The following is a 25,479-nucleotide window of genomic DNA, read 5'->3' as shown; positions in this document are numbered from 1 at the left end:
AACACGATGAAACAACCCACACTCCCCTTCTGGCAAGTCTGGAACGTCAGTTTCGGCTTCCTAGGAGTGCAACTTGGTTTTGCATTGCAAAATGCCAACGTCAGCCGCGTACTTTCCGATTTAGGTGCAGACCTGCACTCGCTCTCACTGTTTTGGCTTGCTGCACCGATTATGGGTTTATTAGTGCAGCCGATTGTCGGCGCTGCATCTGATCGCACCTGGAACCGGATTGGTCGTCGCCGCCCCTATATTCTCGGCGGTGCAATCGCGGCCGCGCTAGGCATGTTGCTAATGCCCAATGCATCACTCTTTGTCACCCTTATGGCACCGATGTTATTTGGCGGTTTAATGCTGGCATTGATGGACGGTGCATTTAACGTGACCATGCAACCATTTCGCGCGCTGGTCGCCGACATGGTACCCAATGAACAGCGCACACTCGGTTATTCAATTCAGGCGCTACTGATTAATATCGGCGCGGTGATCGGTTCTATATTGCCGTTTTTACTCACTAATGTCATCGGTTTGGAAAACTCTGCGCCGAAAGGTGAAGTTGCACCCACCGTTACCTGGGCATTTTATATCGGCGCCAGCGCCTTATTTATCGCCGTACTTTGGACTGTTATCCGCACCAAAGAATATACGCCGGCCGATTATTATCGCTATAAAGGTTTAACACCCGTTACCGCACCAATGATTAAGCCATCACTCGGTGTACGCCTCGCCAATTTCTGGCAATTATTTATCAATATGCCGAAAACCATGCGTCAACTTGCAGTAGTGCAATTCTTCTCCTGGTTTTCGCTGTTCATCATGTGGGTCTATACCACACCGGCAATCACACAATATATTTGGGGCATAGAAGCAAAATGGTTTGATGCCAGTTATTTGCATTCACTCGCTGCAATACCGCAAGACATAGCCGCCGCAAAAGGTGCAGCCGGTGACTGGGTGGGAATTATTTTTGCCGCCTATTCATTATTCGCCGCACTCTTTTCCATTGTGCTTACACGCATCGCCAACCGCATTGGCCGCAAGCTCACTTATTCGCTCTCGCTACTTGCCGGCGGCTTGGGTTATATGAGTTTCATACTGTTCCAAAACAGTGAGGTGGTGCATGTTAATTTATTGATCACCCAAGTAGAGGTTCCCCAAGGCGCGCTGGATTTATTAATCCCCATGGTTGGTATCGGTATCGCCTGGGCCGCGATTCTCGCCATGCCTTACGCAATTCTCGCCGGTTCACTCCCCGCCGATAAAACCGGTGTGTATATGGGAATTTTTAATTTCACCATTGCCGCCCCGCAAATTGTATCGGGCCTGGTTGCAGGACAAATTTTGAAATATGTATTTAACAACGAAGCAATTTATATTGTGGTGCTTGCGGGAGTGTCGATGGTACTCGGGGCAATCTCGGTGTATTTTGTGAAGGATTCGGGAGATGATAACGAACGTGTAACACCGGGACGTTAATCATTTTTCGCACATAAAAAGCCTGTCGCTCTTAAACGGCGGGCTTTTAATTTTCTGGAAGATTATTTTTTAAATGGGTTAGCCCCACATGAACCACGCACAATTAATTTCGCCGGCAATAACATTGACTCAGGTCTTTCACCGTCAACCAACATTAATAAATTTTCTACCAATAACTCACCGGCAAGCAGGGTGTCTTGCTGTACGGTAGAGAGTGGTGGATAGGTATACGAGGCCATGGGAATATCATCAAAGCCCATTACCGCAACGTTTTGCGGGATATGCATTCCAGCCTCCTCCAATGCTTTCATGGCACCAATAGCGATCAAATCGCTTGCACCAAATATTGCATCAAATGGCAAGCGACGCTGCAACAAACTCAGCGTAGCCTTGTAGCCCTCTTCTTCGGAAGTTTCTGCTGCGACCTGCAACTTAGGGTTCACTTCGATTCCCGCTTCTTGTAGCGCTTTACAGAAGCCGTGATAACGATCGGCAAACTCGGGACTGTGCTCGGAGACATCGCCAAGGAAAGCGATATTTTTGCGACCTAATGACAACAGATGTTGCGCAGCGTTATAGGCGCTATTGAAATTATCGCAGCCAATCGACACACCCGGCTGACCTTCCAAAACCGGGCCCCAGGTAATAAAGTGCGCACCCACTTCGGTGAGATAGGTGAGTTTTTTAACGAAGGTTTCGTAATCGCCATAACCTAAAAAGATAATGCCGTCAGCGCGATTGGCATCTTCGTAGTCCGCATGCCAATCTTCGCTAAATTGCTGGAATGAAATCAGCAAATCAAAACCGCGCCTGGCGGTTGCACGAGTGATGCTGCCGAGCATCGATAAGAAAAATGGATTGATCAGCGAATTGCCTGTGCCCTGGTCTTCACACAACAAAAGTGCAATTGTTTTGCTTTGCTGGGAGCGTAAGCTACTCGCATTTTTATCGACTTTATAATTCAGTTCACGGGCAATCTGCTGGACTTTGAGGCGCGTCTCCTCATTGACCAATGGGCTGTTGCGTAATGCGCGCGATACAGTGGATTGGGATACGCCTGCTTTATAGGCGATATCAAATGATGTGGGTTTATCGTCTTTCAACTTGTTGCCCCTCGCTCCAGGTCTATTTTTGTTGTATTTGTTTTTTTGGTATAGCGACGATACTACATCACCCCCCTGGCAACGTACAGCATGATCAGCCACTACCCCCCGAGGGAAACTACGACAAGGTTGTCTCAAACAAAAAGCCCCTGTGATACAGGGACCTTTTGATAGTTTTAAGAAACATTTAGATAACGGCAGCGCAACACTCCCGGAATTATACCTCCCGCAAGGCAGTTGCCACCGGTAACCGCGCTGCGCGTATGGCCGGAAAAAATCCGCCGATAAAGCCAATCACCGTGGCAAAAATAACACCTTGCATTAATAAATCAGGCGTCACGGCAAAATCAAAAACAACCTGGCTAAAACTCGCGAAATTCAGCGTCGATACGGTGTAGCCATTAAATACCAGATACACAATAACCGAACCGATTATGCCACCAACAATTGCCAGCACCAGAGATTCAACCAGCGTTGATATCGCAACCGGTGTTGCACCAAAACCTAACGCACGCAAGGTGGCAATTTCGCGTGTGCGATTGGACACTGATGTATACATAGTATTTACCGCACCAAAAATTGCACCGAGTGCCATTAGTATTGCCAATGGATAACCGATCATTTTAATAAATTTACTGAGTGGCTCGGATTGCTCAGAGAGATAATCTGTCTCGCGTTTAATATCCAGATTTAATGTGGGATCAATAGCCACTGCCGCCTTGAATTCGTCCAAGCCATTTTTATTATCCAGCTTGATACGCACGACTTGATAACTGTTGCCGCGGCGATATGCGTTTTGCAAAATTTTTGCATCGCACCAAATCTCCGACTCTGCCAATCCGCCGCCGGCTTCGAATATCCCCACCACAGTCCACTCGGTTTGCCCCAGTTTCACAAGGGCTCCTACATCCAAATTTGCAAATTGCTTTTGTGCTCCACGCCCCACAATCAATTCGTTTTTACCGGGAACAAAATTGCGGCCCTCGATAATAGAAAATTGTTTGCGCACAGCAAAAGCAGCAGGTTCTACACCGCGCATAGGCGCATTGGCCCCGGTATCTTTATTGCGCATAGGCATATCTACAATCACAAATAATTCCGGTGAGCTGAGCGGTTTTCCATCCTGCTTTGCAATACCGGGAATATTGGCAATTAATTGCGCCTGCTCGTAACTCACACCGCTATTCATTTCCGTAGTAGCACCGGAGCGCATCAACATCAATACATCATCGGATCCAGCATTGACCATTGTGCGCTGAAACCCGCTGGACATGGAGAGCACGCCAATAAATACCCCCACCACACAAGCCACACCAAATACTGCAACAGACGAGGTGCCCAAACGCTGCGGCAAATTACGCAGATTCATAACGGTGATAACAATAATTTGTGCAATTCCATTAAACATAATTAGCGCCTCCGCAATGCGGTAACAATATTCAGCTTCAAGCCTTGCAGCGCCGGAATAAAGCCAGTTAGTACACCGAATGCCAACATCAATCCGACGCCTACCAACATCATTCCACCCGATAAATTTAAACCGGGCAATGTCGACGCCATACTGGCAGCTGCGCCGGTAATCAGCAATTTTGCAAACAATAATCCGGCGAGACCACCGATTAATGAAATGGCTATTGCCTCCATCAATACCATTACCATCACTGCGCGATCAGAAAAGCCGAGCGTTTTGAGGATAGCCAATTCCGGGATACGCTCGCGAAAGGATTGTGCCATGGTATTTCCTGCCACCAACAACATAGTGAAAAATACTGCGCCTAAAATTAGCGTGGTAATTAACCCTATATCGCCAAACTGTTTGGCAAATGATTTGGCAAATTCTTTTTCGCTGCTGGTTTTGGTTTCAGCCGGCGAATTGGCAAACATGGCATCTATAGCAGTAGCCACTTGCGCAGCCTGTTTTGGATCTTTTACCCTGATAACCAACCAACCTAAAGTGCCTTTGGCATATTGTCGTGCCTCGTCAAAATATTCGTAATGCATCAACATGGTATTCACGTCTGCACTTGTACTGTTGGTTTCGTAAATTCCCTCAACCACAAATTCCCATGTGGTGCTGCCATCTTCACGCGGAAAGAGACCAATCAATGGAATGCGATCGCCTATTTTCCAGTTGAACCTGGTCACTAACCCTTGACCAATCACCACACCGATACGATTGCCTTTCCAGGCTTTCATTTGCTCGTCGGGCAAACTGATCATATTTTTGTAAATTTCAAAATAATCATCCGCGATAACCGGAAACTGCGGAAATTGATTCTTTGCCTCTTGATAGTAGCCGCCAAACCAATTCGCTGACGTTGCCTTATCGACGCCTTCCAATGCTTGCACTTTGGTCAGATAGGCTTCCGGCAATGGCTGGATCAATGAAATTTTATTAATACTGATCAGCCGATCTTCACCGGCGATTTCTGCCCCCTGATCAAATGCGGCCGCCAGGCTGCGCAACAATCCGAATAACAGGAACGCGATCAAAATGGAAAGCAGCGTTAAAATCGTGCGGGCTTTTTTACGACCGAGATTGCTCAATAGAAACTGTAGGTAATACATGATTAGTGCCCCGCATCAGTAGTGCGGCCGTCATTTACCAACGCACCTTTATCCATATGCAAAATATGCCGCGCGTGATCTGCTGCGCGCGGATCGTGGGTAACCATGATGATAGTTTTTTGTTGCTGTTGATTAAGCGTTTGCAGGAGCGCCAGAATTTCATCTGCTGTGGCGCGATCCAAATCACCCGTTGGTTCGTCACACAATAATATATCCGGATCACTTACCAAGGCCCGCGCAATCGCCACCCGCTGCTCCTGACCACCAGACAATTCACTCGGGTAATGTTTGGCGCGATTGGACAAACCAACCAATTCCAATGCCGCAGCCACATGATGTTTGCGCTGTTTACTCGACAAGTTGGTCAACAAAAGTGGTAATTCCACATTTTTTTCGGCGGTTAAAACCGGCATTAAATTGTAAAACTGGAAAATAAAACCGACATGGCGCGCGCGCCATTTGGTGAGCTGTGACGATGACATTTGGTCCAAGCGCTGGCCGCCGATAATTAATTCACCGGAGCTTGGTTTATCCAATCCACCGAGTAAATTTAACAGTGTTGTTTTACCTGAACCGGATGGTCCCATAAGCGCAAGAAAATCACCGCGATGAATATCCAGATCAAGATTGGATAACACCTTCACCTGCTCTTTTCCTTTTTTGTATAGCTTGGCAATACCGTTTAATTGCACTAACAGTTCGTCAGTAGCCAGCGCTTGAGATTCGAGAGCCGTCATAAATCCTCCAGGATGTTAGACCAGAACAAGAGACTTACAGGATAAAAAATAAAGCAGTATTAAAACGGAAAAAGCTGAAATCGAATGCAATTGATCGTGTGCGTAGATTTTATTTTTATGCGCCCTCACTGGTGCGCAACCAGTGAGGCTTACTTTCTTACTGAAATGCTAAAGCGAAATTAAAATTCAACCTTGGCGCCGTCTTTTAATTCCGGCGGAATTACCGCGACAAAATCTTCACCGGCCCTTAAGCCACTGGCGATGTACACATCATTGCCATAGCTTGCGGTAAGCGTAACTTTGCGCAGTTCTGCAACACCGTCTTTCACCACGAATATAAATTTATTTTCGCCATCCGAACGCACCGCAGTGGTCGGCACGCGCACACCTAAAGGTGCTTTGGGTTTTTCTTCCGCAACCGGTTCCGCATTCATAAATGCCACCTTCACTCCCATATCGGGAAGAATGCGCGCATCACTTACCTGCAAACCAATGCGCACTTTTACCGTGGCTTTTTGCCGATCTGCAGTAGGAATAATGGCGATCACTTTGGCCGGAATTTTCCAATCGGGATAGGCTTCCAACACAGCCTGTACAAATTGATCGACGCGCACACGCTGGATGTAGGATTCGTTAACATCCACTTCAATTTCGAGCGATGTCATATCCACAATCGTGCAAATACCGGTACGGGTAAAACCACCGCCGGCAGAGATAGGGGAAATCATTTCGCCGGGCTGTGAATCTTTACTGATTACCACACCGGTAAAAGGTGCACGCAAGGTTAAATCATCGAGATTTTGCTGTTGCAATGCCAAGCGTTTTCTACTGACCGCAATATCGGCCTGCCGTGAATCCAATTGCGCACGCAAGGATTCAAAATCAGCGCGCGCTTTATCAAGGGCAGAAACGCTGATCAATTGCCGGCGCGCCAATTCAGTATTGCGCTCCAGCGTTAATTTCGCCTCGGTCAAGCGCGCTTCGGTTTCAGCAACCTGGGTTTTGGCCGAGTGTAATTCCGCCTTGCTTAACTCCAGCGATTTACGCGTATTGGAGTCATCCAGCAGCGCGACAATTTGGTCCTTCTCAACTTGCTGCCCTTCCTCGATAAAAATCTCTGCCACCTTGCCGGTTACTTTGGACGAGACAGTGGCGGTGCGACGGGCAATGACATAACCAGTTGCATCCAGCACAGTCGCGGACGAAGAATCCGGCACCGCCATACGCGCCATTTCAACCTGGACTTTTACCGGGTCGTTCTCGCCAAACAAACTAATAGCCACTATGACTACTGTTGCGATTGCTGCCGCCCCGATCCACAAATGGTTTTTATTGATCCCCTCTGCCTGCTGATCACGATTGATACGCAACTGGGATAGGAGTTCGTCTTTATTAGTCACAATATGTTCTGCCCATTGTTTAATATTTCCGTCCGCATATTACGCAAGACTGGCGCCTGCGCCTAGGAGTTTTAGGCTGGCCATCCAGGAAACGCCAGAAGGAAAACCGGTTGCGCGGAACAACGTTACGCGAGCATGTGGCAACTGAACAAGAGATAGCCTAAAAGAAAAGGATTGGCTGCAGCAGCAACCAATGTCATGGAACGCGGGTGACAATCATCACCCGCTAATATCATCCAAAAACAGCGTTAGAGGGAGGGAGTAAAGTTTGCCATTTCAGCCGGTAAGATCGGGTTTTTGAGGGTAATTTTGGTTCTGCCTGCCAGATTCAACGCTTTTAATTCAGCGCCAAAATAGCGATTGAATATCTTATCCAACTCGCCATTGCCAGTAATCGTTTGCAGTCCCTGTGTCACCCGCTTCGCCAGCCCGGGATTATTGGGATTCACATAAAACACCAGTGGAAATGGGTAATAAACCAGTAGGGACGAATCGACAATCAACTTTCCTGACTGCGCCGCTCGCTCGGTAAATACGCCGGCGACTTCGTTAGCACCGAAGGATACATAGTCAAACTCGTTATTTTCCAAACGGGTAAACAAGTCATCAAAGCTGCCTTTTTCTTCGACCTTGTAACCATTCTGGCGAAACAGTTCGGCGTCGGCCCAGGTGCTGGGAATCCCCAAGCGCAATTGCTGTAGTTGTTGCGCCGATTTAATCGCGGCAAACTTTTCTTTATCGGCAGCGCGGATAATTAAAATGCGATAACCCAGCAAGCCCTTCATCAGCGGCAGCGGAATCAGGATTTTCTTTTCATCCGCCAACTTGGTGTTGCCCGCTACAGTGCCGAAAATATCAAAACCCTTGCTGCGAAATACGCTGGCCTCATCGGCAGCGAGCGGATAATCCGTCAAATCCTCCTGCAACTGCCACTTGTCATAGGATGCAGTAGTCGCTTTGAGCGCAGTTTCTAATACTTCGCGCTCATACTGCTGGCGCGATTGGGTTTTGTTGCCATTCCACAGTTTGACTTGTGTTACTGCCGCTGTTTTTGCCGGCTTTTCTGTCGCCGCAATCGCACCGCAACTCCACAATCCGACCAGCGCTAGCGCGATTAGCGTTTTTATCTTGCACGTAACTGAAAAAGTTTGACCTTGAGCCGACATAGATAAGTCTCCCGATAGTTATTATTGGCGGGCTTTATACCAGCCCAAAATGAAACAGGGCGCAGCTTGATGAAGCGCGCCCTGTTAAAGATAACAAAATGTCAGCTAGTCGTCAGAAGGGAATATCGTCATCAAACGAATCGAATCCGGCGGGCTGTTGTGGTGGCTGCTGCGCAGGTGGCTGGCGATTAGGTTGCTGATTGAAATTGCCTCCCTGGGCACCTTGATTTGAACCGCCCTGATTGTATCCACCCTGGGCTGGCGCACTGCTGTATTGCGGAGTTTGGTCAAAGCTGTTGGCGATAGCTGCTGCGCCCATACCGGCGCCGGCGCCCATACCCGCATTGTCACCACGGCCATCCAGCATTTGCATTTCGCTGGCAACGATCTCGGTGGTGTAGCGGTCGGTGCCGTCTTGCGCCTGCCATTTGCGAGTACGCAATGCACCTTCGATATACACCTTGGAACCTTTTTTCAGGTATTCGCCGGCAATCTCACCCAGACGATTAAAAAATACCACACGGTGCCATTCAGTACGCTCTTGCGGTTGGCCGGTATTTTTGTCCTTCCATGTTTCCGATGTCGCTACGCTGACGTTAGTAACAGCGCCGCCGGACGGCATATATTTCACCTCGGGATCTTGCCCGATATTGCCGATCAAAATTACTTTGTTAATACCACGAGCCATAATAAATTCCTCTTGATTTACCGTGTATCCGCCTTCTGTTTTTGTACGTCGGCGACTTTCAAATTAATGGTTATTGCCCCTGTGGGGCGCCGGACACTTTACACTTCATCCACAATCGCCGCCAGTTGTTTGCGATCAACGAGCTTCTGGTCAACCTTCAGGTAGATGGTATTTTCCGAGGCGACAATCACCACTTCTGCAACCCCATCGACAGCGCGCAATCTGTCGGCAATTCTCTGGTGATCCTGCCCGCGCAGCGGGATTAATACGCTGGCGAGAAAGTGCGGCGGCTTCATCGACCAGGCAACCACCAGCCAGATTAAAACCAATATCGCGTTGAGCAGAAACACTGCGTTGGCACCTTGGTGCTGGAGCAACCAGCCACCCAAAGCACCGCCGCCGAACACACCCAGCACCTGACAGGTGGAGTAAATCCCGGTCGCCGTACCCTTGGCGCCGGCGGGCGCGATCTTGCTCACCATAGACGGTTGGGTTGCCTCCAATATGTTGAATGCGATAAAGAATACGAACAGTACCAGCAGCGCAAAAATCCGGTTGGACGACACCAATATCAACGCCAGCTCGGCAACCAACAGCATTGTCACGGCGATCAGGAATACGCCTTTAATCTTGCGGCGTTTTTCGGCGATGATTACAAACGGCAGCATCAACACAAACGCAAATGCCAGCAGTGGGAAGTAGATCAAACCGTGATATTCACGTGCAATTTGCAGTTGGTCTTGCAGCATTAATGGCAACACCACAAAGCTCGACATCAACACGAAATGCAGGACAAAAATCCCGACATTCAGTCGCGCCAATTGCGGATGCTTGAGCGTATCACCGAGCAGACTCGGTACTGCCACTGCCTCGCGTTTGGATGAGGTAGTTTTGGCGACATCGGGCACTACTTTTAGCAGGATATAAATCCCAATCACACCCAAAACCGCTGTCAGCCAGAAGATAGCTCCGACACCGCCCCATGCGGCAAGCAGCGGCCCTACTGTCATCGCGACCGAAAAAGAAACACCAATCGACGCACCTATAGTTGCCATCGCCTTGGTGCGATTTTCGTCGGAGGTCAGATCAGTCAGTAACGCCATGACCACCGCCGAAATCGCCCCGCCGCCTTGCAGAAAGCGACCGAAGATTAATCCGTACACTGAATCCGCTAATGCAGCGACCACGCTACCGAGCACAAAAATCACCAGGCCGACAAGAATCAGCGGCTTGCGCCCGATACGATCCGATAAAACCCCAAACGGAATTTGCAGTAATGCCTGACTAAACCCATAGGCACCCAATGCCAAGCCGAGCAAAAACGGACTGTGATGCGCATATTCAGTGCCGTAGAGCGCCAATACCGGCAGCAGCATAAACAGGCCAAACATTCGGAAGGTATAAAGCGCGGCAAGCGAGAGCACCACCTTACGTTCAAACGGTGCTGGCGCGGAAATATCGATGGAAGTGGAAACAGGTTCTTGCATGAGTGGCCGTCAATAGGAGTCGATAACAGACATCAATTATTAAATGGGCGCCAGTGTAACAACTAGTCCCGCCAACAACCTATAAATCCTGCGCAAGATTGTATTAATTCCACTATCGACAGGGTTTACCAAGACTTACAAAGAATGGCGCGCTACTGACATGTGCTGGCAATCTATTCACGTATAATCACCCGTTTTGAATGACCATAGGCGGATTGCAGTAGATGGACAAAATTATTGTCAGGGGTGCTCGCACTCACAATCTCAAAAATATTGATCTTGATATCCCACGCGACAAACTGGTTGTGATTACCGGGCCATCCGGGTCGGGCAAGTCATCGCTCGCATTCGATACACTCTATGCCGAAGGCCAGCGCCGCTATGTAGAGTCGCTCTCCACCTATGCGCGCCAGTTTTTGTCGATGATGGAAAAGCCGGATGTGGATCACGTCGAAGGCTTGAGCCCCGCTATTTCTATCGAACAAAAGTCCACTTCGCATAACCCGCGCTCTACCGTGGGTACCATCACCGAAATTTACGATTACCTGCGCTTGCTCTACGCACGTGTCGGTGAGCCGCGCTGCCCGGAACACGGTGCGCCACTCACCGCCCAAACCATCAGCGAGATGGTGGATACCACACTCGCATTGCCAGAAGGCACCAAACTCATGCTGCTGGCGCCGGTTATCCGCGATCGCAAAGGCGAGCACTTGCATGTGTTTGAGCAGCTTAAACGCGACGGCTTTATCCGTGCGCGTATCGACGGTATCCTCTGCGACCTGGATGATACGCCCAAGCTCGATAAGAAAAAGAAACACACCGTTGAAGTGGTGATCGACCGCTTTAAAGTACGCGAAGATTTAAAGTTACGCCTGTCGGAATCCTTTGAGACAGCACTGAATCTTTCTGAAGGTATCGCCTGCATTAATTATATGGACGGCGAAGCACCCGACCGTTTGTTTTCATCCAAACACGCCTGCCCGATTTGCGATTACAGCCTGACCGAACTCGAACCGCGGTTGTTCTCCTTCAACAATCCGGCGGGCGCATGCCCAACCTGTGATGGATTGGGCGTACATCAATTTTTTGATGAAGACAAAGTGATCCAGGATACCGCGCTGAGCCTGTCTGAAGGTGCCATTCGCGGTTGGGATAAGCGCAATGTTTACTACTTCCATATGCTCGCCTCGCTCGCCAAGCATTACAGTTTTAACGTCGATACCCCCTGGTCCAAACTCAAAGCCAAGCAGCGCGATGCGGTGCTCTACGGCTCGGGAGCAGACGTTATCGAGTTCAACTACATCAACGACCGCGGCGATGTATATAAACGCAGCCATAGCTTCGAAGGTGTTTTACCGAATATGGAACGGCGCTATCGCGACACTGAATCCAACTCGGTGCGCGAAGACCTGACCAAATTCCTATCCAGCCAACCCTGCCCGGAATGTGAAGGTACACGTTTGCGCATCGAAGCGCGCAATGTGTTTATCGACGAGCGCCCATTACCCAGCATCACCGAAATGCCGGTAGCCGATGCTTATGAGTATTACATGAAGCTGGCATTTGCCGGCCGCAAGGCGGGCATCGCTGATAAAATCCTCAAGGAGTTGCGCGACCGCTTCCGCTTTCTGGTCGATGTCGGTTTGAATTACCTGACATTAAACCGCAGTGCAGAAACCCTTTCCGGTGGCGAAGCGCAACGCATCCGCCTCGCCAGCCAAATCGGTGCCGGCTTGGTGGGAGTAATGTATATCCTTGATGAACCCTCTATCGGCCTGCATCAACGCGACAACGAACGCCTGCTCAAAACCCTTACCCATTTGCGCGATATCGGCAACACCGTGATTGTGGTCGAGCACGATGAAGACGCAATTCGTCAAGCTGACCATGTCATCGATATTGGACCCGGCGCTGGTGTACACGGCGGACAAGTCATTGCCCAAGGCAATATCAAAGCCATTATGGCCAACAAGGACTCCATCACCGGCCAGTATCTAAGTGGGACAAGATCTATCGCCGTACCCGAGAAGCGCAATCCGTTTGACTCCAAACAGGTTTTGCGTCTCTCCGGCGCCACCGGCAACAACCTGCAAAATGTCACTCTTGAAATTCCGGTGGGACTGATGACTTGTGTTACCGGAGTATCAGGTTCCGGTAAGTCGACCCTTATTAACGCCACGCTGCATCCTCTTGCGGCGACCGCATTAAATGGCGCTACAACGCTAGACCCCGCCCCCTATGAAGAAATCGAAGGGTTGGACTTGTTCGACAAGTGTGTAGATATCGACCAAAGCCCAATTGGCCGCACACCGCGCTCGAATCCTGCGACCTATACCGGCATCTTCACGCCCATCCGTGAACTCTTTGCCGGCACCCAGGAGTCTCGCTCACGCGGCTATCAACCCGGTCGCTTCAGTTTCAACGTCAAAGGCGGGCGCTGCGAAGCCTGCCAGGGCGATGGCGTCACCAAAGTAGAGATGCACTTCCTGCCCGACGTCTATGTGCCCTGCGATGTCTGCAAAGGTAAACGCTACAATCGCGAAACATTGGATGTGAAATACAAAGGTAAAAATATTAATGAAGTCTTGGGGATGACGATTGAAGATGCACGTGCATTTTTTGATGCAATCCCATCAATTGCCAACAAATTGCAGACGCTAATTGATGTGGGGCTTTCATATATTTGTTTGGGGCAGTCGGCAACAACACTTTCCGGCGGCGAAGCACAACGCGTAAAACTCGCAAAAGAATTATCCAAACGCGATACAGGAAAAACCCTATACATTTTGGATGAACCAACGACGGGATTACACTTCTACGACATCCAGCAATTATTGAATGTACTGCATCGACTGCGCGATCACGGCAATACCGTTGTGGTGATTGAGCATAATTTGGATGTAATAAAAACGGCAGATTGGATTATCGATCTCGGACCAGAAGGAGGAAGCGGCGGCGGACAAATTATCGCCACAGGAACACCGGAAGAAATCGCGCAGTTGGACTATTCACACACCGGAAGATTTTTGGCTCCAATGCTTAAATTACCAAGCAAGAAAGCAAGATCGACAAAGGCAAGCAAAAAGTAAAAAGAGAAAATGGGGCGTTGCATCCTGCAAGCCCCGTTGCATCCTGCGTGGGTAAACCGATCATCATGATCGTCTGGCATCATGCCCTCTTCTCGTCATCCATGGATTAGGTTCATCCTATAACCAATTCCTCTAACCAAAACTTCCTGTGCTGGTCAGCGTCCCTGTGCCGATCATTTTATCGACTTTCCCGATTTAAAAAAGTCAGCAATTGCTGAAAGTCTTGTGCGACATTGACTATAGGATAGGTCTAAAAAATGTGCGCTGACAGACAAAAAAGAAAACTGGAAAATATCCAATCAATCCTTAACAGTGTAGTTATTATTGGGCACGACCTTAACGTTATCAAAACAGCGGAGTTGCACTATAAAAACATTTTAATCGGGATTTTCGCTGCCCTGTGATTCGAAATGCTGTCGGGCAATGTTCAGATTATCTTGTATATAGGTTCGCGCATTGGCGTCTTGGGTGCTCCTGATTGCCTGTTCCAAATAGGGAATGGCCTCTTTACAGCGTTGTTGCTGATTTAGCCGCATACCCAGCATACGGACAACATTATGATCTGCCGGATCCAATTGGTAGGAGGCATAAAAATGCTCTATAACCTTGTCAGGATTCTCCAGCGTCCGGTATGCAAAACCCAGAAGATCATGAATGTCTTTCAATGATGGATCAAGGCTGACAGCTTGTTCACCGTAGTTGGCCAGTTTTTGTGCGAGCGCCTCCCGATCCTTACCCATCGGTAAAACGGTAAGTTTCCGTTGATATAAGCGTGTCAATTCAGCCAGCACGATGGAGTTATGAGGAGAGGACTTGAGCTGTTTCAGCAGGTTTTTTCTTTGCTTGCACTATCCAACTCTCGCTGATCCCACGCTGTGAACCGCGCGTTCACCTCATTAAACTCTTGTGAGTCCTTATCCATTTTTTTCAGGTATTTACGAACCAACGCCAGCTCCTGCTCCTCCCAGGCAATATTAGCCAGCATCAACAGGCTGGTGTTTTTCCCCATTGTGCGGGCATGTATTTCGCCGGAATAATCCTGTAATGGCAGGCGGATCATTTTGACGGATGCACGCTTTCGATAACTATCCAGCTCCCTATCCATCTCTTGTGTTGTCCTGCCAAAGGCAGTCACAAAAGCCCTATCAACAGTGGCTGTATTGGCAGATAAATTCAGGTATTTGACTAAAGCCTCACTGTAATAGGGCGTATCCGCCAAAGGCCCCAGCAACAGGAAATGAATAAAATACCAAGAGGTTGATATTGCAGCCCTATCGATCTGCCGGGAGGTAATCAGTTTTTCCAGCGGTATTAAAGGCATATTTTCCGGCCAGGCATGACGCTTATGATAATTGCCAATCAGTGCAGCATTATCTTTCAGTTCAGTCACAGCAAAAAATTCAGCCATACCTAAACGAAACCAGTCCGGATAGCTATCCCTGGATAAGCTTAAATAATAACTGGCATACAGGTGCTGAATCATCACTTGACGATCAGTATTAGCCATCGGGAAGCCAATAACGAATGTCATTTTGCCATTCATATTACTGTGAAACGCACCAACATCGATGCTAGAAGCTACTTTGCGAAAGTCAGAATAACTGGAATACATCACTATGCTGACAGGCTTGCTTTCCAGGCCAGACAGTAAAAAACGATCCAGCACTTGCTTGAATTGCTCAACATAAATCAGTGTTTGTTATGCTTTTGTGGCAGGACTGTCGGTATATAACAGGAAATTATCGGATTGGTATTCCACCCAAGGGATTGCATAGATTGGTGCGGTATAAAACAGGTTAAGGCACAGCAGCAATGAATATCGCATGTTGGAGAACGACATGGTAAACGTCCTTATCAGAAAAAACAGAATAGCGCTGATAGTATATGCGAACCATTATCATGTATATAAAGAGGCAACTGAAAATACACTGGATAGCTCCGCATTGAGATCATGTAAAGGGCAAGAGCTGTATCTCTACGCAATTTCTGTTAAAAAATAGGCATAAAAAAACCGGACACAAGGCCCGGTTTTTTCATTGCGAATAAAAACTATTCAGCGTCTACTGCCGCATCAAGAGCTTTAGCAGGACGGTCAACCAGCTCAACATAAGCCATAGGAGCTTTATCGCCGGCACGGAAGCCACATTTCAAAATACGAACGTAACCGCCCGGACGGGCATTGTAACGTGGGCCGAGTTGGCTAAACAATTTACCTACCGCTTCTTTGTTGTTCAAACGAGCGAATGCCAAACGACGGTTAGCAACACTGTCCACTTTAGCCAACGTAATCAAAGGCTCTGCAAAACGACGCAGCTCTTTTGCTTTTGGCAAAGTAGTTTTAATTAATTCATGCTCAACCAGAGAGATAACCATGTTACGGAACATAGCCTTACGGTGAGAAGCATTACGGCCTAATTGACGACCACTTAATTTATGACGCATGGTAAATTTCCTTCAAAATGGATTGCTTGCAACAATCTCGTTAATCACCCGCACCGAAGTGAGTTCACGGGCGAACTAATAATAAAAAATCATGGGCAAGTATCGCTAATCTGATACTCGCCCATGATTTCATTGTTTTTAATCGTTTCTCAAACTGGCTGGTGGCCAATTTTCCAAACGCATACCGAGAGACAAACCGCGTGAGGCAAGAACGTCTTTAATTTCGGTAAGAGATTTTTTACCCAGGTTTGGCGTCTTCAACAGCTCAACTTCAGTGCGCTGAATCAAATCGCCAATGTAGTAAATATTTTCCGCTTTCAAGCAGTTTGCTGAACGAACGGTAAGCTCCAAATCATCAACAGGACGCAACAGAATTGGATCAATAGCCTCTTCTTTTTGCTCTGGAGCAGATTGTTTTTCACCTTCGAGATCAACAAATACAGCAAGCTGTTGCTGCAGGATAGTTGCTGCGCGACGGATAGCCTCTTCAGGATCAATGGTACCGTTGGTTTCCAGATCCAAAATTAACTTGTCCAAGTCAGTACGCTGCTCAACACGAGCACTTTCTACACTGTAAGCCAAACGCTTAACAGGACTGAAAGACGCATCCAACTGCAAACGACCGATTGCACGACTTTCATCATCATCACGACGACGACTGTCAGCAGGCTGATAGCCGCGACCACGAGCGATAGTCAAGCGCATTTTCAATTCGGTATTACCAGTGATATTCGCAATCACATGATCCGGATTTTTAATCTCCACATCATGGTCAACCTGAATATCAGCCGCAGTAACAACGCCCGTGCCTTTTTTGGTCAAGGTAAGAACAGCATGATCCTTACCGTGCATAATTACTGCAACACCTTTGAGATTCAAAAGGATTTCAATAACATCCTCACGAACACCTTCAATAGCGCTGTACTCATGCAAAACACCATCGATTTCTACTTCAGTAATGGCACAACCAGCCATAGAAGAAAGCAAAATACGACGCAATGCATTGCCTAAAGTATGTCCAAAGCCACGCTCCAGAGGCTCCAGCACCACGCGTGCGCGGGTTGGGCCACTTTCTGAAACATCGATATGACGCGGAGTTAAAAATTCGTTTACTGCAGTCTGCATAGCCACACCTGTTAGCGGTTCGTCCCTTACTTGGAGTAAAGCTCGACGATGAGGTTCTCGTTGATGTCAGCAGGTAAATCAATGCGATCAGGAACGCGCTTGAAAACGCCTTCTTTCTTCTCGCTATTTACATCAACCCACTCAACATTGCTGCGTTGACCAGCCAAGTTCAAAGCGTTTTGCACACGCAATTGTTTTTTAGCCTTTTCGCGAACAGCAACTACATCACCAGCACCCACTTGGAAAGATGCAACATTAACGGTTTTACCGTTAACACTGATTGCCTTATGTGATACCAATTGACGTGATTCAGCGCGAGTAGAACCAAAGCCCATACGATACACAACGTTATCCAAGCGGCATTCCAACAATTTCAACAAATTTTCGCCGCTAGCGCCTTTACGACGAGCTGCTTCTTTGTAATAACCACGGAATTGCTTTTCAAGAATGCCGTAAATACGACGAACTTTTTGTTTCTCACGCAACTGCACACCATAGTCAGACAAACGACCACGACGTTGGCCATGTTGGCCAGGTGCAGTTTCAATTTTACATTTAGAGTCTAAAGCGCGCGCACCACTCTTAAGGAAAAGATCAGTGCCTTCACGACGAGACAGTTTACAGGTAGGTCCAATATAACGAGCCATTTTCTACTCCCCCTTATACGCGACGTTTCTTCGGCGGACGACAGCCGTTGTGAGGAATCGGCGTAACGTCAGTAATGTTAGTGATTTTATAACCAACATTGTTAAGTGCACGAACAGCAGATTCGCGACCTGGGCCTGGCCCCTTAACTTCGACGTCGAGGTTTTTCAAACCATATTCTTTTGCCGCTTCACCAGCGCGCTCAGCAGCAACCTGAGCAGCAAAAGGAGTACTTTTACGTGAACCACGGAAACCAGAACCACCGGAGGTCGCCCAAGCAAGAGCATTGCCTTGACGATCAGTGATAGTCACGATGGTATTGTTAAAAGAAGCATGGATGTGCGCAACGCCATCAATTACTGTCTTTTTAACTTTTTTCTTGGCTGTGGTTTTATTACTTGGCTTAGCCATAGCAATTTCTTCCTACTAATTTGTTACCGTAAGTGAATGAAAGTCGTAAGCAAGAATTACTTCTTAATGGGCTTACGTGGGCCTTTACGGGTACGAGCGTTCGTTTTTGTACGTTGTCCACGAAGCGGCAAGCCACGACGATGGCGCAAGCCACGGTAGCATCCCAAATCCATCAAACGCTTAATATTCATAGATATTACACGACGCAAGTCACCTTCTACGGTGCGCTTAGCAACCTCAGCACGGATAGCATCCATCTGCTCTTCTGACAAAGTGCCGATTTTTACATCTTCAGCAATGCCGGTAGCAGCACAGATTTGCTTGGCTGTGGTACGGCCAATCCCATATACATAGGTCAATGAGATAACGGCGTGTTTGTTATCTGGTATGTTTACACCAGCAATACGAGCCATTCAAATTACTCCAGTAACACATAAATTGCAGCGTTGACAGCGTATGCGCCACCCTCGCCCCTGAACAAAAGGCGCGCAGGATAGCCGCAAATACACCATAAAGCAATAGCCGGAAAATTTCTTATCCGACGACAGTCAACGCCCCCAGTTGGAAATACTTAAGTATCTATAACGCAGAAAAGAACAGGCAGGAAATCACACCAAGTGACCGCCTGCCTGAACTTCAACGCCGAAGCGTTAAGTATTAGCCTTGACGCTGCTTGTGACGCGGCTCAACACTGCAAATTACACGCAGAACACCGTTGCGACGCACCATTTTGCAATTACGACAAATCTTTTTAACAGAAGCACGAACTTTCATGATTCAACCTCAATATCACGGATTAGCGCGCGTTACCGCTGCCATATCCTTTCAAATTTGACTTCTTCATCAAGGATTCATATTGATGAGACATCAAGTGAGCCTGGACCTGAGACATAAAGTCCATCACCACAACTACTACAATGAGTAGTGAAGTTCCACCCAAGTAGAATGGCACACCAGTGGCAACTACAAGGAACTCAGGCAACAAGCAAACTGCCGACATATAGATAGCACCGACAACAGTTAACCGGGTCAATACACTATCAATATATTTTGCGGAGTGCTCACCAGGACGAATACCAGGAATATAAGCACCCGACTTTTTCAAGTTATCTGCAACTTCTTTCGGATTAAACATCAATGCCGTGTAGAAGAAACAGAAAAAGGTAATCAAACCAGCAAACAGTAAAATATACAGTGGTTGCCCTGGACCAATAGCAAGCGCCATTTCCTGCAGCATTTCATTCACTACACCATCACCACCCTGACCAAACCATTGGGCAATGGAAGCAGGAAACAGCAAAATACTACTGGCAAAGATCGCCGGAATAACACCAGCCATATTAATCTTTAATGGCAAGTGGCTGCTTTGTGCCGCATATCCTTGACGACCTTGTTGACGCTTGGCGTAGTTAACAGTGATACGACGTTGGCCACGCTCAATACGCACCACAAACCAGATCACAGCAATCGCAAGAATACTTACAACCAGCAACGCAAGAATATGCAGATCGCCTTGTCTAGCACTTTCAAATGCCTGGCCAATCGCACTTGGCATACCGGCGACAATACCAGCGAAGATAAGCATGGAAATACCATTGCCAATACCGCGCTCTGTAACCTGCTCGCCTAACCACATCATAAATACTGCACCGGTCACCAAAGAGACCACGGCAATGAAATAGTAAGAAAAACCAGGCTCGCCACCAAATGCATAAGTAGAGAAGCTTACCGCCATTGCAAGTGCCTGAACACTTGCCAATACCACCGTGAAGTAACGAGTGTATTGGTTTATCTTGCGGCGACCAGCATCACCTTCTTTCTTTAACTGTTCCAGCGAGGGAGTAACTGCCGTAAGCAACTGCATAATAATCGATGCAGAAATATAGGGCATGATACCTAATGCGAGAATACTCATCCGCTCCAAAGCACCACCCGAGAACATGTTGAACATGCCCAGGATAGTCCCTTGGTTTTGGTTAAACAGATTTGCGATTCTCTCTGGATCTAAACCTGGCACTGGTATGTGAGTACCAATACGATAAATCACTATTGCCAGAAACAAAAAGCGCAGGCGAGCCCATAGCTCGCCCAAGCCTCTTTGATTTGCTAATGGCAGATTACCTGGAGTTGCCATTCGCGCCTCGTTACTCTTCTACTGTTCCGCCAGCGGCTTCAATCGCTGCTTTAGCACCTTTAGATACAGACAGGCCTTTAACAGTGACAGCTTTTTTGACTTCGCCTGAAGCGAAAATCTTGGCACGCTTGATTACAGAACTAATCAAGCCTGCTTGTTTCAGAGTCTCGATATCAACAACTGAACCTTCAACAGCATTCAATTCTGACAAACGGATTTCTGCAGTAACCAAACCAATACGTGAAGTAAAACCGTATTTTGGCAAACGGATTTGCAAAGGCATTTGACCACCTTCAAAACCGGGTCTTACAGAACCGCCTGAGCGAGACTTCAAACCTTTGTGACCACGACCAGCAGTTTTGCCTAAACCACTGCCGATACCGCGACCAACACGCTTTTTAGCGTGAGTACTGCCCGGTGCCGGGCTAAGGGTATTCAGACGCATCTTATTCTCCCTCTACCTTAACCAGATAGTTAACTACGTTAATCATGCCACGAACTGAAGGAGTATCTTCTACTTCAACAGTGTGACGGATGCGACGCAAACCAAGACCTCTAACGCAGGCCTTATGGCTCTCCAGACGGTGAGCAGTGCTCTTGATCTGGGTCACTTTAATCATTTTCTTTGACATGGTGAATTCCGCCTTCTAGTAATCGAACCAGTCGATTAGTTCAGAATATCTTCAACACTTTTACCGCGCTTGGCAGCAACAGCTTCCGGAGAGGTCATTTCTTTCAAGGCATTAAAAGTGGCGCGAACTACGTTAACCGGATTGGTAGAGCCGTAGCACTTGGACAGAACGTTCTGAATACCAGCGATTTCCAGCACAGCGCGCATAGCGCCGCCAGCAATAACACCAGTACCTTGTGAAGCTGGTTGCATGTAAACTTTGGACGCACCATGAGCACCTTTAGTTGGATACTGAATGGTATCGCCATTCAACTCAACACTGATCATGTTACGACGCGCAGCTTCCATTGCCTTTTGAATTGCAATAGGTACTTCACGTGCTTTACCGCGGCCAAAGCCAACTTTACCATTACCATCACCAACAACAGTCAGTGCAGTAAATTGAAAGATACGACCACCCTTAACAGTTTTAGCAACACGATTAACTTGAACTAATTTTTCTTGCAAGCCTTCGTTGTTGTCTTCTTCTTTCTTAGCGTATGCCATATCTCACCTTTAGAATTCCAGTCCGCCTTCACGAGCAGCGTCAGCAAGTGCTTTAACGCGGCCATGGTATTTGAAACCACTGCGGTCAAATGCGACTTGAGTAACACCAGCTGCTTTAGCGCGCTCTGCAATCAGAGCACCGACAGCTTTGGCTGCATCAGCGTTGCCAGTTTTGCCACTGCGTAAATCTTTATCCAGAGTAGAGGCGCTTGCCAATACTTTTGCACCATCACCAGAAATCAACTGTGCATAAATATGACGTGGAGTACGATGGATCGATAAACGCGTAACACCTAATTCACGGATCTTGGCACGAGCACGACGTGCACGGCGAAGACGAGTTTGCTTCTTATCGCTCATATCCTAGGCCTACTTCTTCTTAGCTTCTTTACGCAGTACTACTTCATCCGAATAGCGAACACCTTTACCTTTGTAAGGCTCTGGCTCGCGGAACGAACGAAGCTCGGCAGCAACTTGACCAAGCAATTGCTTGTCACTGCCTTTCAGTACTATCTCGGTCTGGCTCGGGGTTTCTACAGTTACACCCTGTGGCAATGTATATACAACAGGATGAGAGAGACCCACAGACAGGTTTACAGTATTGCCTTCTGCTTTAACACGATAACCAACGCCAACCAGAGTGAGTTTTCTCTCAAAACCCTGGCTAACACCAAATACCATATTATTAACTAGCGCACGGGTAGTGCCTGCTAGCGCATCTGACTGCTTGGCACCATCACGCGGTGCGAAAGTTAAAACATTATTCTCATGTTTAACTTCAACGTTTGCGTGAATTTGCAGCGCCAATGTACCTTTGCTGCCTTTAACGGACAGTGACTGTCCGTTAAGAGTGACAGTCACTGCAGCAGGTACTTCAACCGGACTTTTTGCAACTCGTGACATGACGATTTCCCAATTAGAATACTGTGCAGAGGACTTCGCCACCCACGCCAGCGGCGCGAGCAGCACGATCAGTCATTACACCTTTACTGGTAGAAACAATTGCGATACCCAAACCACCGCGAACGGTTGGCAACGCTGCTTTACCAGCATAATTACGCAAGCCAGGACGGCTCACACGGTCAAGCTCAACAATAACGGGCTTGCCTTCAAAGTATTTCAGGTCAACAGTCAACTCTTGCTTGGTGCCTTCGCTGATTGAAAAACCATTAATGTAACCCTCGTCAGAGAGTACTTTCGCCACGCTTACTTTCAATTTTGAAGAAGGCATGGTTACAGCTGCTTTGCCCACGTTTTGCGCATTGCGAATACGTGTCAGCATATCTGCCATTGGATCTTGCATGCTCATCAGATTCTGCTCCTAAAATTAAGCCGAGGCTTACCAGCTGGCCTTAACCAAGCCGGGGACATCACCACGCATGGCTGCTTCGCGCAACTTGTGACGGCACAGGCCGAATTTGCGGTAAACACCATGAGGACGACCAGTCACGCGGCAACGATTACGTTGACGGGATGCGCTGGCATCGCGAGGCATTTTCTGCAGTTTGATTTGCGCTTCCCACACTTGCTCTTCAGTAGATGAAGGGCTGACGATCAACGCTTTCAATTCTGCACGCTTGGCAGCAAATTTTTTCACGGTTTCTGCACGTTTAACTTCGCGTGCAATCATAGATTTTTTAGCCATGACGTCACCTTAACCTTTGAAAGGGAAGTTAAATGCTTTCAACAGTGCGCGACCTTCTTCATCGGTGCGCGCAGTAGTGGTGATGCAAATATCCAAACCGCGCAAACGATCTACTTTGTCGTAGTCGATTTCGGGGAAAATAATTTGCTCAGTCACACCCATTGAAAAGTTACCGCGTCCATCAAATTGCTTGGGACTAATACCGCGGAAATCGCGAATACGCGGAATTGCGATAGTAATCAGACGATCCAGGAATTCGTACATACGATCTGAACGCAGAGTTACTTTGCAACCAATTGGCCAATCTTCACGGATTTTAAAACCCGCAATCGATTTGCGCGCATTGGTAACAACCACTTTCTGACCAGCAATTTTCACCAGATCGTTAACGGCGTTATCAAGAATTTTCTTGTCACCGGTTGCTTCACCAACACCCATGTTAAGAGTGATTTTGGTAATGCGTGGCACTTCCATCACATTCGCCAAACCCAACTCAGCTTTGAGTTTAGGGGCGAGTTCTTTAACGTAAAGCTCTTTTAACCTAGCCATGTTTCATTACGCCCCTAGGGTTTCGCCATTGGATTTGAAAACGCGAACTTTGTCGCCATTTTCAAGCACTTTGAAACCTACGCGGTCAGCTTTCTTTGTTGCCGGATTGTAAATAGCAACATTCGAAGCATGAATCGCAGCTTCTTTTTCAACGATTCCACCAGCAACGCCCAATTGTGGGTTTGGTTTTTGGTGCTTCTTGATAATGTTGATGCCGCTTACAATCAAACGATCTTCGGCCAATACGCGCACTACTTTACCGCGCTTGCCCTTGTCACGTCCGGCGACAACAATCACTTCGTCATCACGTTTAATTTTACGCATTTATCTGCCCTCGACTCTTCAGCGTAAAGTGCTTACAGCACTTCAGGAGCCAAAGAAATGATTTTCATAAATTTCTCGCCGCGCAACTCACGAGTCACGGGTCCGAAAATACGGGTACCAATCGGAGCATCTTGGTTATTCAGCAGTACGGCAGCATTATCGTCAAACTTGATTAATGAACCGTCTTGACGACGCACGCCTTTTTTGGTGCGCACAACAACTGCCTTCATTACTTGGCCTTTCTTCACCTTGCCGCGAGGAATTGCTTCCTTAACGGTCACTTTGATGATGTCACCAACCGCCGCATAGCGACGGTGAGAGCCGCCAAGAACCTTGATGCACATGACACGGCGAGCACCGCTGTTGTCAGCAACATCTAAGTAGCTTTCTGTTTGAATCATCGTCCGTCTCCGAAACTGACTTACAAAAGCGCGGAAGTCTTAGACTTCTGAAGCGCGCTCTTCAATTTTCACTAAAGACCAGGTCTTGGTTTTCGACAGGGGACGCGACTCAGACACAGTCACAACATCACCTATCTTGCACTCATTCTTTTCATCGTGAGCGTGAAGCTTGGATGATTTAGTGGTGTACTTACCATAAAGCTCATGCTTTACACGACGCTCAATCAACACGGTGATGGTTTTATCCATCTTGTCGCTGACAACTTTGCCAGTCAGTGTACGAGCCACTTTAGTTTCTTGAGTCATCGTTACTTACCTGCCTTTTGACTAAGCGCCGTCTTGATGCGAGCGATGTCTTTACGCGCTTGCGTAAGCAAGTGCGATTGAGTCAATTGACCAGTTGAAGCTTGCAAACGCAACTTGAACTGCTCTTTCAATTGATCCAATAAGACGCCATTCAGCTCTTCGACGGATTTTTCGCGGAGTTCTGAAGCTTTCATCACATCACCGAACGTTTAACAAATGTTGTTGTAATTGGCAATTTAGCCGCAGCAAGGGCGAAGGCTTCACGAGCTAATTCCTCGCTTACACCGTCCATTTCGTAAAGAACCTTGCCAGGACGAATTTGCGCTACCCAGTATTCAACACCACCTTTACCGCTACCCATACGAACTTCGAGTGGTTTAGCTGTAATCGGCTTATCGGGGAACACACGGATCCAGATTTTACCGCCACGCTTAACGTGACGAGTCATCGCACGACGTGCTGCTTCGATTTGACGCGCAGTAATGCGACCGCGACCAGTTGCTTTCAAGCCAAAATCACCAAAGCTAACTTTGGAGCCACGCTGGGCCAGACCGCGATTGCGGCCTTTCATCTGCTTGCGAAACTTTGTACGCTTAGGTTGTAACATGA

The 25,479-nt window shown here is 47.8% G+C and carries 33 protein-coding genes; 2 read left to right on the top strand and 31 right to left on the bottom strand.

Annotated elements, in window-relative coordinates:
* The first annotated feature begins 6 nt into the window (after positions 1-6).
* Positions 7-1,473, top strand: a complete 1,467-nt coding sequence (locus tag AC1RJL_RS00315) for an MFS transporter (RefSeq protein ID WP_492910744.1) — start codon at positions 7-9, stop codon at positions 1,471-1,473.
* 62 nt (positions 1,474-1,535) lie between these two features.
* Here the strand turns inward: AC1RJL_RS00315 and AC1RJL_RS00310 are convergent, their stop codons facing one another.
* The 8 genes from AC1RJL_RS00310 to AC1RJL_RS00275 all read right to left on the bottom strand — a co-directional run bounded on the left by AC1RJL_RS00310 (position 1,536) and on the right by AC1RJL_RS00275 (position 10,622).
* The gene (locus AC1RJL_RS00310; RefSeq protein ID WP_492910743.1) at positions 1,536-2,576 is read right to left on the bottom strand and encodes a LacI family DNA-binding transcriptional regulator; all 1,041 of its coding nucleotides are present in this window, start codon (positions 2,574-2,576) and stop codon (positions 1,536-1,538) included.
* Positions 2,577-2,793: 217 nt separating this feature from the next.
* Positions 2,794-3,984, bottom strand: coding sequence for an ABC transporter permease (locus AC1RJL_RS00305; protein ID WP_492910742.1), 1,191 nt, complete (start codon positions 3,982-3,984; stop codon positions 2,794-2,796).
* Positions 3,985-3,986: 2 nt separating this feature from the next.
* Positions 3,987-5,144 (bottom strand): ABC transporter permease, encoded by a 1,158-nt coding sequence (locus tag AC1RJL_RS00300; protein WP_492910741.1) that lies wholly within the window; start codon positions 5,142-5,144, stop codon positions 3,987-3,989.
* 2 nt (positions 5,145-5,146) lie between these two features.
* A complete protein-coding gene (locus AC1RJL_RS00295; RefSeq protein ID WP_492910740.1) occupies positions 5,147-5,881 on the bottom strand; it encodes an ABC transporter ATP-binding protein in 735 nt (244 codons plus the stop codon).
* Between the two features lie 179 nt (positions 5,882-6,060).
* Positions 6,061-7,281 carry an efflux RND transporter periplasmic adaptor subunit gene (locus AC1RJL_RS00290; protein ID WP_492910739.1) on the bottom strand — a complete coding sequence of 407 codons (1,221 nt, stop codon included), beginning with the start codon at positions 7,279-7,281 and terminating at the stop codon, positions 6,061-6,063.
* Positions 7,282-7,529: 248 nt separating this feature from the next.
* The gene (locus AC1RJL_RS00285) at positions 7,530-8,447 is read right to left on the bottom strand and encodes a substrate-binding periplasmic protein (protein WP_492910738.1); all 918 of its coding nucleotides are present in this window, start codon (positions 8,445-8,447) and stop codon (positions 7,530-7,532) included.
* 112 nt (positions 8,448-8,559) lie between these two features.
* On the bottom strand, positions 8,560-9,135 hold the full coding sequence (gene ssb / locus AC1RJL_RS00280; protein ID WP_492910737.1) for a single-stranded DNA-binding protein: 576 nt from the start codon (positions 9,133-9,135) through the stop codon (positions 8,560-8,562).
* Positions 9,136-9,233: 98 nt separating this feature from the next.
* Complete coding sequence (locus tag AC1RJL_RS00275; RefSeq protein ID WP_492910736.1) at positions 9,234-10,622, bottom strand: MFS transporter; 1,389 nt, start codon at positions 10,620-10,622, stop codon at positions 9,234-9,236.
* A 224-nt stretch (positions 10,623-10,846) separates the two neighbouring features.
* On the opposite strand from AC1RJL_RS00275, the gene uvrA reads away from it, so the two are divergent.
* Positions 10,847-13,711, top strand: coding sequence for an excinuclease ABC subunit UvrA (gene uvrA / locus AC1RJL_RS00270; RefSeq protein WP_492910735.1), 2,865 nt, complete (start codon positions 10,847-10,849; stop codon positions 13,709-13,711).
* Between the two features lie 377 nt (positions 13,712-14,088).
* Here the strand turns inward: uvrA and AC1RJL_RS00265 are convergent, their stop codons facing one another.
* The 23 genes from AC1RJL_RS00265 to rplP all read right to left on the bottom strand — a co-directional run bounded on the left by AC1RJL_RS00265 (position 14,089) and on the right by rplP (position 25,477).
* The gene (locus AC1RJL_RS00265; RefSeq protein WP_492910734.1) at positions 14,089-14,502 is read right to left on the bottom strand and encodes a tetratricopeptide repeat protein; all 414 of its coding nucleotides are present in this window, start codon (positions 14,500-14,502) and stop codon (positions 14,089-14,091) included.
* 32 nt (positions 14,503-14,534) lie between these two features.
* On the bottom strand, positions 14,535-15,242 hold the full coding sequence (locus tag AC1RJL_RS00260) for a hypothetical protein (RefSeq protein ID WP_492910733.1): 708 nt from the start codon (positions 15,240-15,242) through the stop codon (positions 14,535-14,537).
* 168 nt (positions 15,243-15,410) lie between these two features.
* Complete coding sequence (locus AC1RJL_RS00255) at positions 15,411-15,551, bottom strand: hypothetical protein (protein WP_492910732.1); 141 nt, start codon at positions 15,549-15,551, stop codon at positions 15,411-15,413.
* A 209-nt stretch (positions 15,552-15,760) separates the two neighbouring features.
* Positions 15,761-16,153, bottom strand: coding sequence for a 50S ribosomal protein L17 (gene rplQ / locus AC1RJL_RS00250; protein ID WP_492910731.1), 393 nt, complete (start codon positions 16,151-16,153; stop codon positions 15,761-15,763).
* Positions 16,154-16,291: 138 nt separating this feature from the next.
* On the bottom strand, positions 16,292-17,278 hold the full coding sequence (locus tag AC1RJL_RS00245) for a DNA-directed RNA polymerase subunit alpha (protein WP_492910730.1): 987 nt from the start codon (positions 17,276-17,278) through the stop codon (positions 16,292-16,294).
* A 26-nt stretch (positions 17,279-17,304) separates the two neighbouring features.
* The gene (gene rpsD, locus AC1RJL_RS00240; RefSeq protein ID WP_133684982.1) at positions 17,305-17,925 is read right to left on the bottom strand and encodes a 30S ribosomal protein S4; all 621 of its coding nucleotides are present in this window, start codon (positions 17,923-17,925) and stop codon (positions 17,305-17,307) included.
* A 13-nt stretch (positions 17,926-17,938) separates the two neighbouring features.
* On the bottom strand, positions 17,939-18,334 hold the full coding sequence (gene rpsK, locus AC1RJL_RS00235; protein WP_062059529.1) for a 30S ribosomal protein S11: 396 nt from the start codon (positions 18,332-18,334) through the stop codon (positions 17,939-17,941).
* A 56-nt stretch (positions 18,335-18,390) separates the two neighbouring features.
* Positions 18,391-18,747, bottom strand: coding sequence for a 30S ribosomal protein S13 (gene rpsM / locus AC1RJL_RS00230; protein WP_062059527.1), 357 nt, complete (start codon positions 18,745-18,747; stop codon positions 18,391-18,393).
* 244 nt (positions 18,748-18,991) lie between these two features.
* Complete coding sequence (gene rpmJ / locus AC1RJL_RS00225; protein ID WP_012486383.1) at positions 18,992-19,108, bottom strand: 50S ribosomal protein L36; 117 nt, start codon at positions 19,106-19,108, stop codon at positions 18,992-18,994.
* A gap of 22 nt (positions 19,109-19,130) precedes the next feature.
* Positions 19,131-20,468, bottom strand: a complete 1,338-nt coding sequence (gene secY / locus AC1RJL_RS00220; protein ID WP_492910729.1) for a preprotein translocase subunit SecY — start codon at positions 20,466-20,468, stop codon at positions 19,131-19,133.
* Between the two features lie 10 nt (positions 20,469-20,478).
* Positions 20,479-20,913 (bottom strand): 50S ribosomal protein L15, encoded by a 435-nt coding sequence (gene rplO / locus AC1RJL_RS00215; RefSeq protein WP_062059523.1) that lies wholly within the window; start codon positions 20,911-20,913, stop codon positions 20,479-20,481.
* Between the two features lies 1 nt (position 20,914).
* On the bottom strand, positions 20,915-21,100 hold the full coding sequence (gene rpmD / locus AC1RJL_RS00210; protein ID WP_133684979.1) for a 50S ribosomal protein L30: 186 nt from the start codon (positions 21,098-21,100) through the stop codon (positions 20,915-20,917).
* Between the two features lie 35 nt (positions 21,101-21,135).
* Entirely contained in the window at positions 21,136-21,645 is a 510-nt protein-coding gene (gene rpsE / locus AC1RJL_RS00205) for a 30S ribosomal protein S5 (protein ID WP_062059518.1), read from the bottom strand.
* A 9-nt stretch (positions 21,646-21,654) separates the two neighbouring features.
* A complete protein-coding gene (gene rplR, locus AC1RJL_RS00200) occupies positions 21,655-22,005 on the bottom strand; it encodes a 50S ribosomal protein L18 (protein WP_062059515.1) in 351 nt (116 codons plus the stop codon).
* 9 nt (positions 22,006-22,014) lie between these two features.
* Positions 22,015-22,548 (bottom strand): 50S ribosomal protein L6, encoded by a 534-nt coding sequence (gene rplF / locus AC1RJL_RS00195; protein WP_492910728.1) that lies wholly within the window; start codon positions 22,546-22,548, stop codon positions 22,015-22,017.
* Between the two features lie 13 nt (positions 22,549-22,561).
* A complete protein-coding gene (gene rpsH / locus AC1RJL_RS00190) occupies positions 22,562-22,954 on the bottom strand; it encodes a 30S ribosomal protein S8 (protein ID WP_492910727.1) in 393 nt (130 codons plus the stop codon).
* A 30-nt stretch (positions 22,955-22,984) separates the two neighbouring features.
* Complete coding sequence (gene rpsN / locus AC1RJL_RS00185; protein WP_062059503.1) at positions 22,985-23,290, bottom strand: 30S ribosomal protein S14; 306 nt, start codon at positions 23,288-23,290, stop codon at positions 22,985-22,987.
* A 9-nt stretch (positions 23,291-23,299) separates the two neighbouring features.
* Positions 23,300-23,839 carry a 50S ribosomal protein L5 gene (rplE, locus tag AC1RJL_RS00180; RefSeq protein ID WP_062059501.1) on the bottom strand — a complete coding sequence of 180 codons (540 nt, stop codon included), beginning with the start codon at positions 23,837-23,839 and terminating at the stop codon, positions 23,300-23,302.
* Between the two features lie 6 nt (positions 23,840-23,845).
* Positions 23,846-24,163, bottom strand: coding sequence for a 50S ribosomal protein L24 (gene rplX, locus AC1RJL_RS00175; RefSeq protein WP_492910726.1), 318 nt, complete (start codon positions 24,161-24,163; stop codon positions 23,846-23,848).
* A 32-nt stretch (positions 24,164-24,195) separates the two neighbouring features.
* On the bottom strand, positions 24,196-24,564 hold the full coding sequence (rplN, locus tag AC1RJL_RS00170; protein WP_007644480.1) for a 50S ribosomal protein L14: 369 nt from the start codon (positions 24,562-24,564) through the stop codon (positions 24,196-24,198).
* A 39-nt stretch (positions 24,565-24,603) separates the two neighbouring features.
* Positions 24,604-24,870: a 30S ribosomal protein S17 gene (rpsQ, locus tag AC1RJL_RS00165; protein ID WP_492910725.1), complete on the bottom strand. Its 267-nt coding sequence runs from the start codon at positions 24,868-24,870 to the stop codon at positions 24,604-24,606.
* Positions 24,871-24,872: 2 nt separating this feature from the next.
* The gene (gene rpmC, locus AC1RJL_RS00160) at positions 24,873-25,064 is read right to left on the bottom strand and encodes a 50S ribosomal protein L29 (RefSeq protein ID WP_133684974.1); all 192 of its coding nucleotides are present in this window, start codon (positions 25,062-25,064) and stop codon (positions 24,873-24,875) included.
* Positions 25,064-25,477 carry a 50S ribosomal protein L16 gene (gene rplP / locus AC1RJL_RS00155; RefSeq protein ID WP_039912571.1) on the bottom strand — a complete coding sequence of 138 codons (414 nt, stop codon included), beginning with the start codon at positions 25,475-25,477 and terminating at the stop codon, positions 25,064-25,066. Before rplP ends, rpmC begins: the two co-directional genes overlap by 1 nt.
* Between the last annotated feature and the right edge of the window lie 2 nt (positions 25,478-25,479).

The organism is Cellvibrio sp. GW822-FHT04B05 (assembly GCF_058800985.1).
Note: the sequence above shows the minus strand (reverse complement) of the source record. Positions and strands in the feature narration are given on the sequence as shown.

Excerpts from the sequence above, each read along its gene's own strand:
- AC1RJL_RS00315 (WP_492910744.1), top strand. The coding sequence starts at position 7 with ATGAAACAACCCACACTCCCCTTCTGGCAAGTCTGGAACGTCAGTTTC.
- AC1RJL_RS00305 (WP_492910742.1), bottom strand. The coding sequence starts at position 3,984 with ATGTTTAATGGAATTGCACAAATTATTGTTATCACCGTTATGAATCTG.
- AC1RJL_RS00300 (WP_492910741.1), bottom strand. The coding sequence starts at position 5,144 with ATGTATTACCTACAGTTTCTATTGAGCAATCTCGGTCGTAAAAAAGCC.
- AC1RJL_RS00295 (WP_492910740.1), bottom strand. The coding sequence starts at position 5,881 with ATGACGGCTCTCGAATCTCAAGCGCTGGCTACTGACGAACTGTTAGTG.
- AC1RJL_RS00285 (WP_492910738.1), bottom strand. The coding sequence starts at position 8,447 with ATGTCGGCTCAAGGTCAAACTTTTTCAGTTACGTGCAAGATAAAAACG.
- ssb (WP_492910737.1), bottom strand. The coding sequence starts at position 9,135 with ATGGCTCGTGGTATTAACAAAGTAATTTTGATCGGCAATATCGGGCAA.
- AC1RJL_RS00275 (WP_492910736.1), bottom strand. The coding sequence starts at position 10,622 with ATGCAAGAACCTGTTTCCACTTCCATCGATATTTCCGCGCCAGCACCG.
- uvrA (WP_492910735.1), top strand. The coding sequence starts at position 10,847 with ATGGACAAAATTATTGTCAGGGGTGCTCGCACTCACAATCTCAAAAAT.
- AC1RJL_RS00260 (WP_492910733.1), bottom strand. The coding sequence starts at position 15,242 with ATGACATTCGTTATTGGCTTCCCGATGGCTAATACTGATCGTCAAGTG.
- AC1RJL_RS00255 (WP_492910732.1), bottom strand. The coding sequence starts at position 15,551 with ATGTCGTTCTCCAACATGCGATATTCATTGCTGCTGTGCCTTAACCTG.
- rplQ (WP_492910731.1), bottom strand. The coding sequence starts at position 16,153 with ATGCGTCATAAATTAAGTGGTCGTCAATTAGGCCGTAATGCTTCTCAC.
- AC1RJL_RS00245 (WP_492910730.1), bottom strand. The coding sequence starts at position 17,278 with ATGCAGACTGCAGTAAACGAATTTTTAACTCCGCGTCATATCGATGTT.
- rpsD (WP_133684982.1), bottom strand. The coding sequence starts at position 17,925 with ATGGCTCGTTATATTGGACCTACCTGTAAACTGTCTCGTCGTGAAGGC.
- rpsK (WP_062059529.1), bottom strand. The coding sequence starts at position 18,334 with ATGGCTAAGCCAAGTAATAAAACCACAGCCAAGAAAAAAGTTAAAAAG.
- rpsM (WP_062059527.1), bottom strand. The coding sequence starts at position 18,747 with ATGGCTCGTATTGCTGGTGTAAACATACCAGATAACAAACACGCCGTT.
- rpmJ (WP_012486383.1), bottom strand. The coding sequence starts at position 19,108 with ATGAAAGTTCGTGCTTCTGTTAAAAAGATTTGTCGTAATTGCAAAATG.
- secY (WP_492910729.1), bottom strand. The coding sequence starts at position 20,468 with ATGGCAACTCCAGGTAATCTGCCATTAGCAAATCAAAGAGGCTTGGGC.
- rplO (WP_062059523.1), bottom strand. The coding sequence starts at position 20,913 with ATGCGTCTGAATACCCTTAGCCCGGCACCGGGCAGTACTCACGCTAAA.
- rpmD (WP_133684979.1), bottom strand. The coding sequence starts at position 21,100 with ATGTCAAAGAAAATGATTAAAGTGACCCAGATCAAGAGCACTGCTCAC.
- rpsE (WP_062059518.1), bottom strand. The coding sequence starts at position 21,645 with ATGGCATACGCTAAGAAAGAAGAAGACAACAACGAAGGCTTGCAAGAA.
- rplR (WP_062059515.1), bottom strand. The coding sequence starts at position 22,005 with ATGAGCGATAAGAAGCAAACTCGTCTTCGCCGTGCACGTCGTGCTCGT.
- rplF (WP_492910728.1), bottom strand. The coding sequence starts at position 22,548 with ATGTCACGAGTTGCAAAAAGTCCGGTTGAAGTACCTGCTGCAGTGACT.
- rpsH (WP_492910727.1), bottom strand. The coding sequence starts at position 22,954 with ATGAGCATGCAAGATCCAATGGCAGATATGCTGACACGTATTCGCAAT.
- rpsN (WP_062059503.1), bottom strand. The coding sequence starts at position 23,290 with ATGGCTAAAAAATCTATGATTGCACGCGAAGTTAAACGTGCAGAAACC.
- rplE (WP_062059501.1), bottom strand. The coding sequence starts at position 23,839 with ATGGCTAGGTTAAAAGAGCTTTACGTTAAAGAACTCGCCCCTAAACTC.
- rplX (WP_492910726.1), bottom strand. The coding sequence starts at position 24,163 with ATGCGTAAAATTAAACGTGATGACGAAGTGATTGTTGTCGCCGGACGT.
- rplN (WP_007644480.1), bottom strand. The coding sequence starts at position 24,564 with ATGATTCAAACAGAAAGCTACTTAGATGTTGCTGACAACAGCGGTGCT.
- rpsQ (WP_492910725.1), bottom strand. The coding sequence starts at position 24,870 with ATGACTCAAGAAACTAAAGTGGCTCGTACACTGACTGGCAAAGTTGTC.
- rpmC (WP_133684974.1), bottom strand. The coding sequence starts at position 25,064 with ATGAAAGCTTCAGAACTCCGCGAAAAATCCGTCGAAGAGCTGAATGGC.
- rplP (WP_039912571.1), bottom strand. The coding sequence starts at position 25,477 with ATGTTACAACCTAAGCGTACAAAGTTTCGCAAGCAGATGAAAGGCCGC.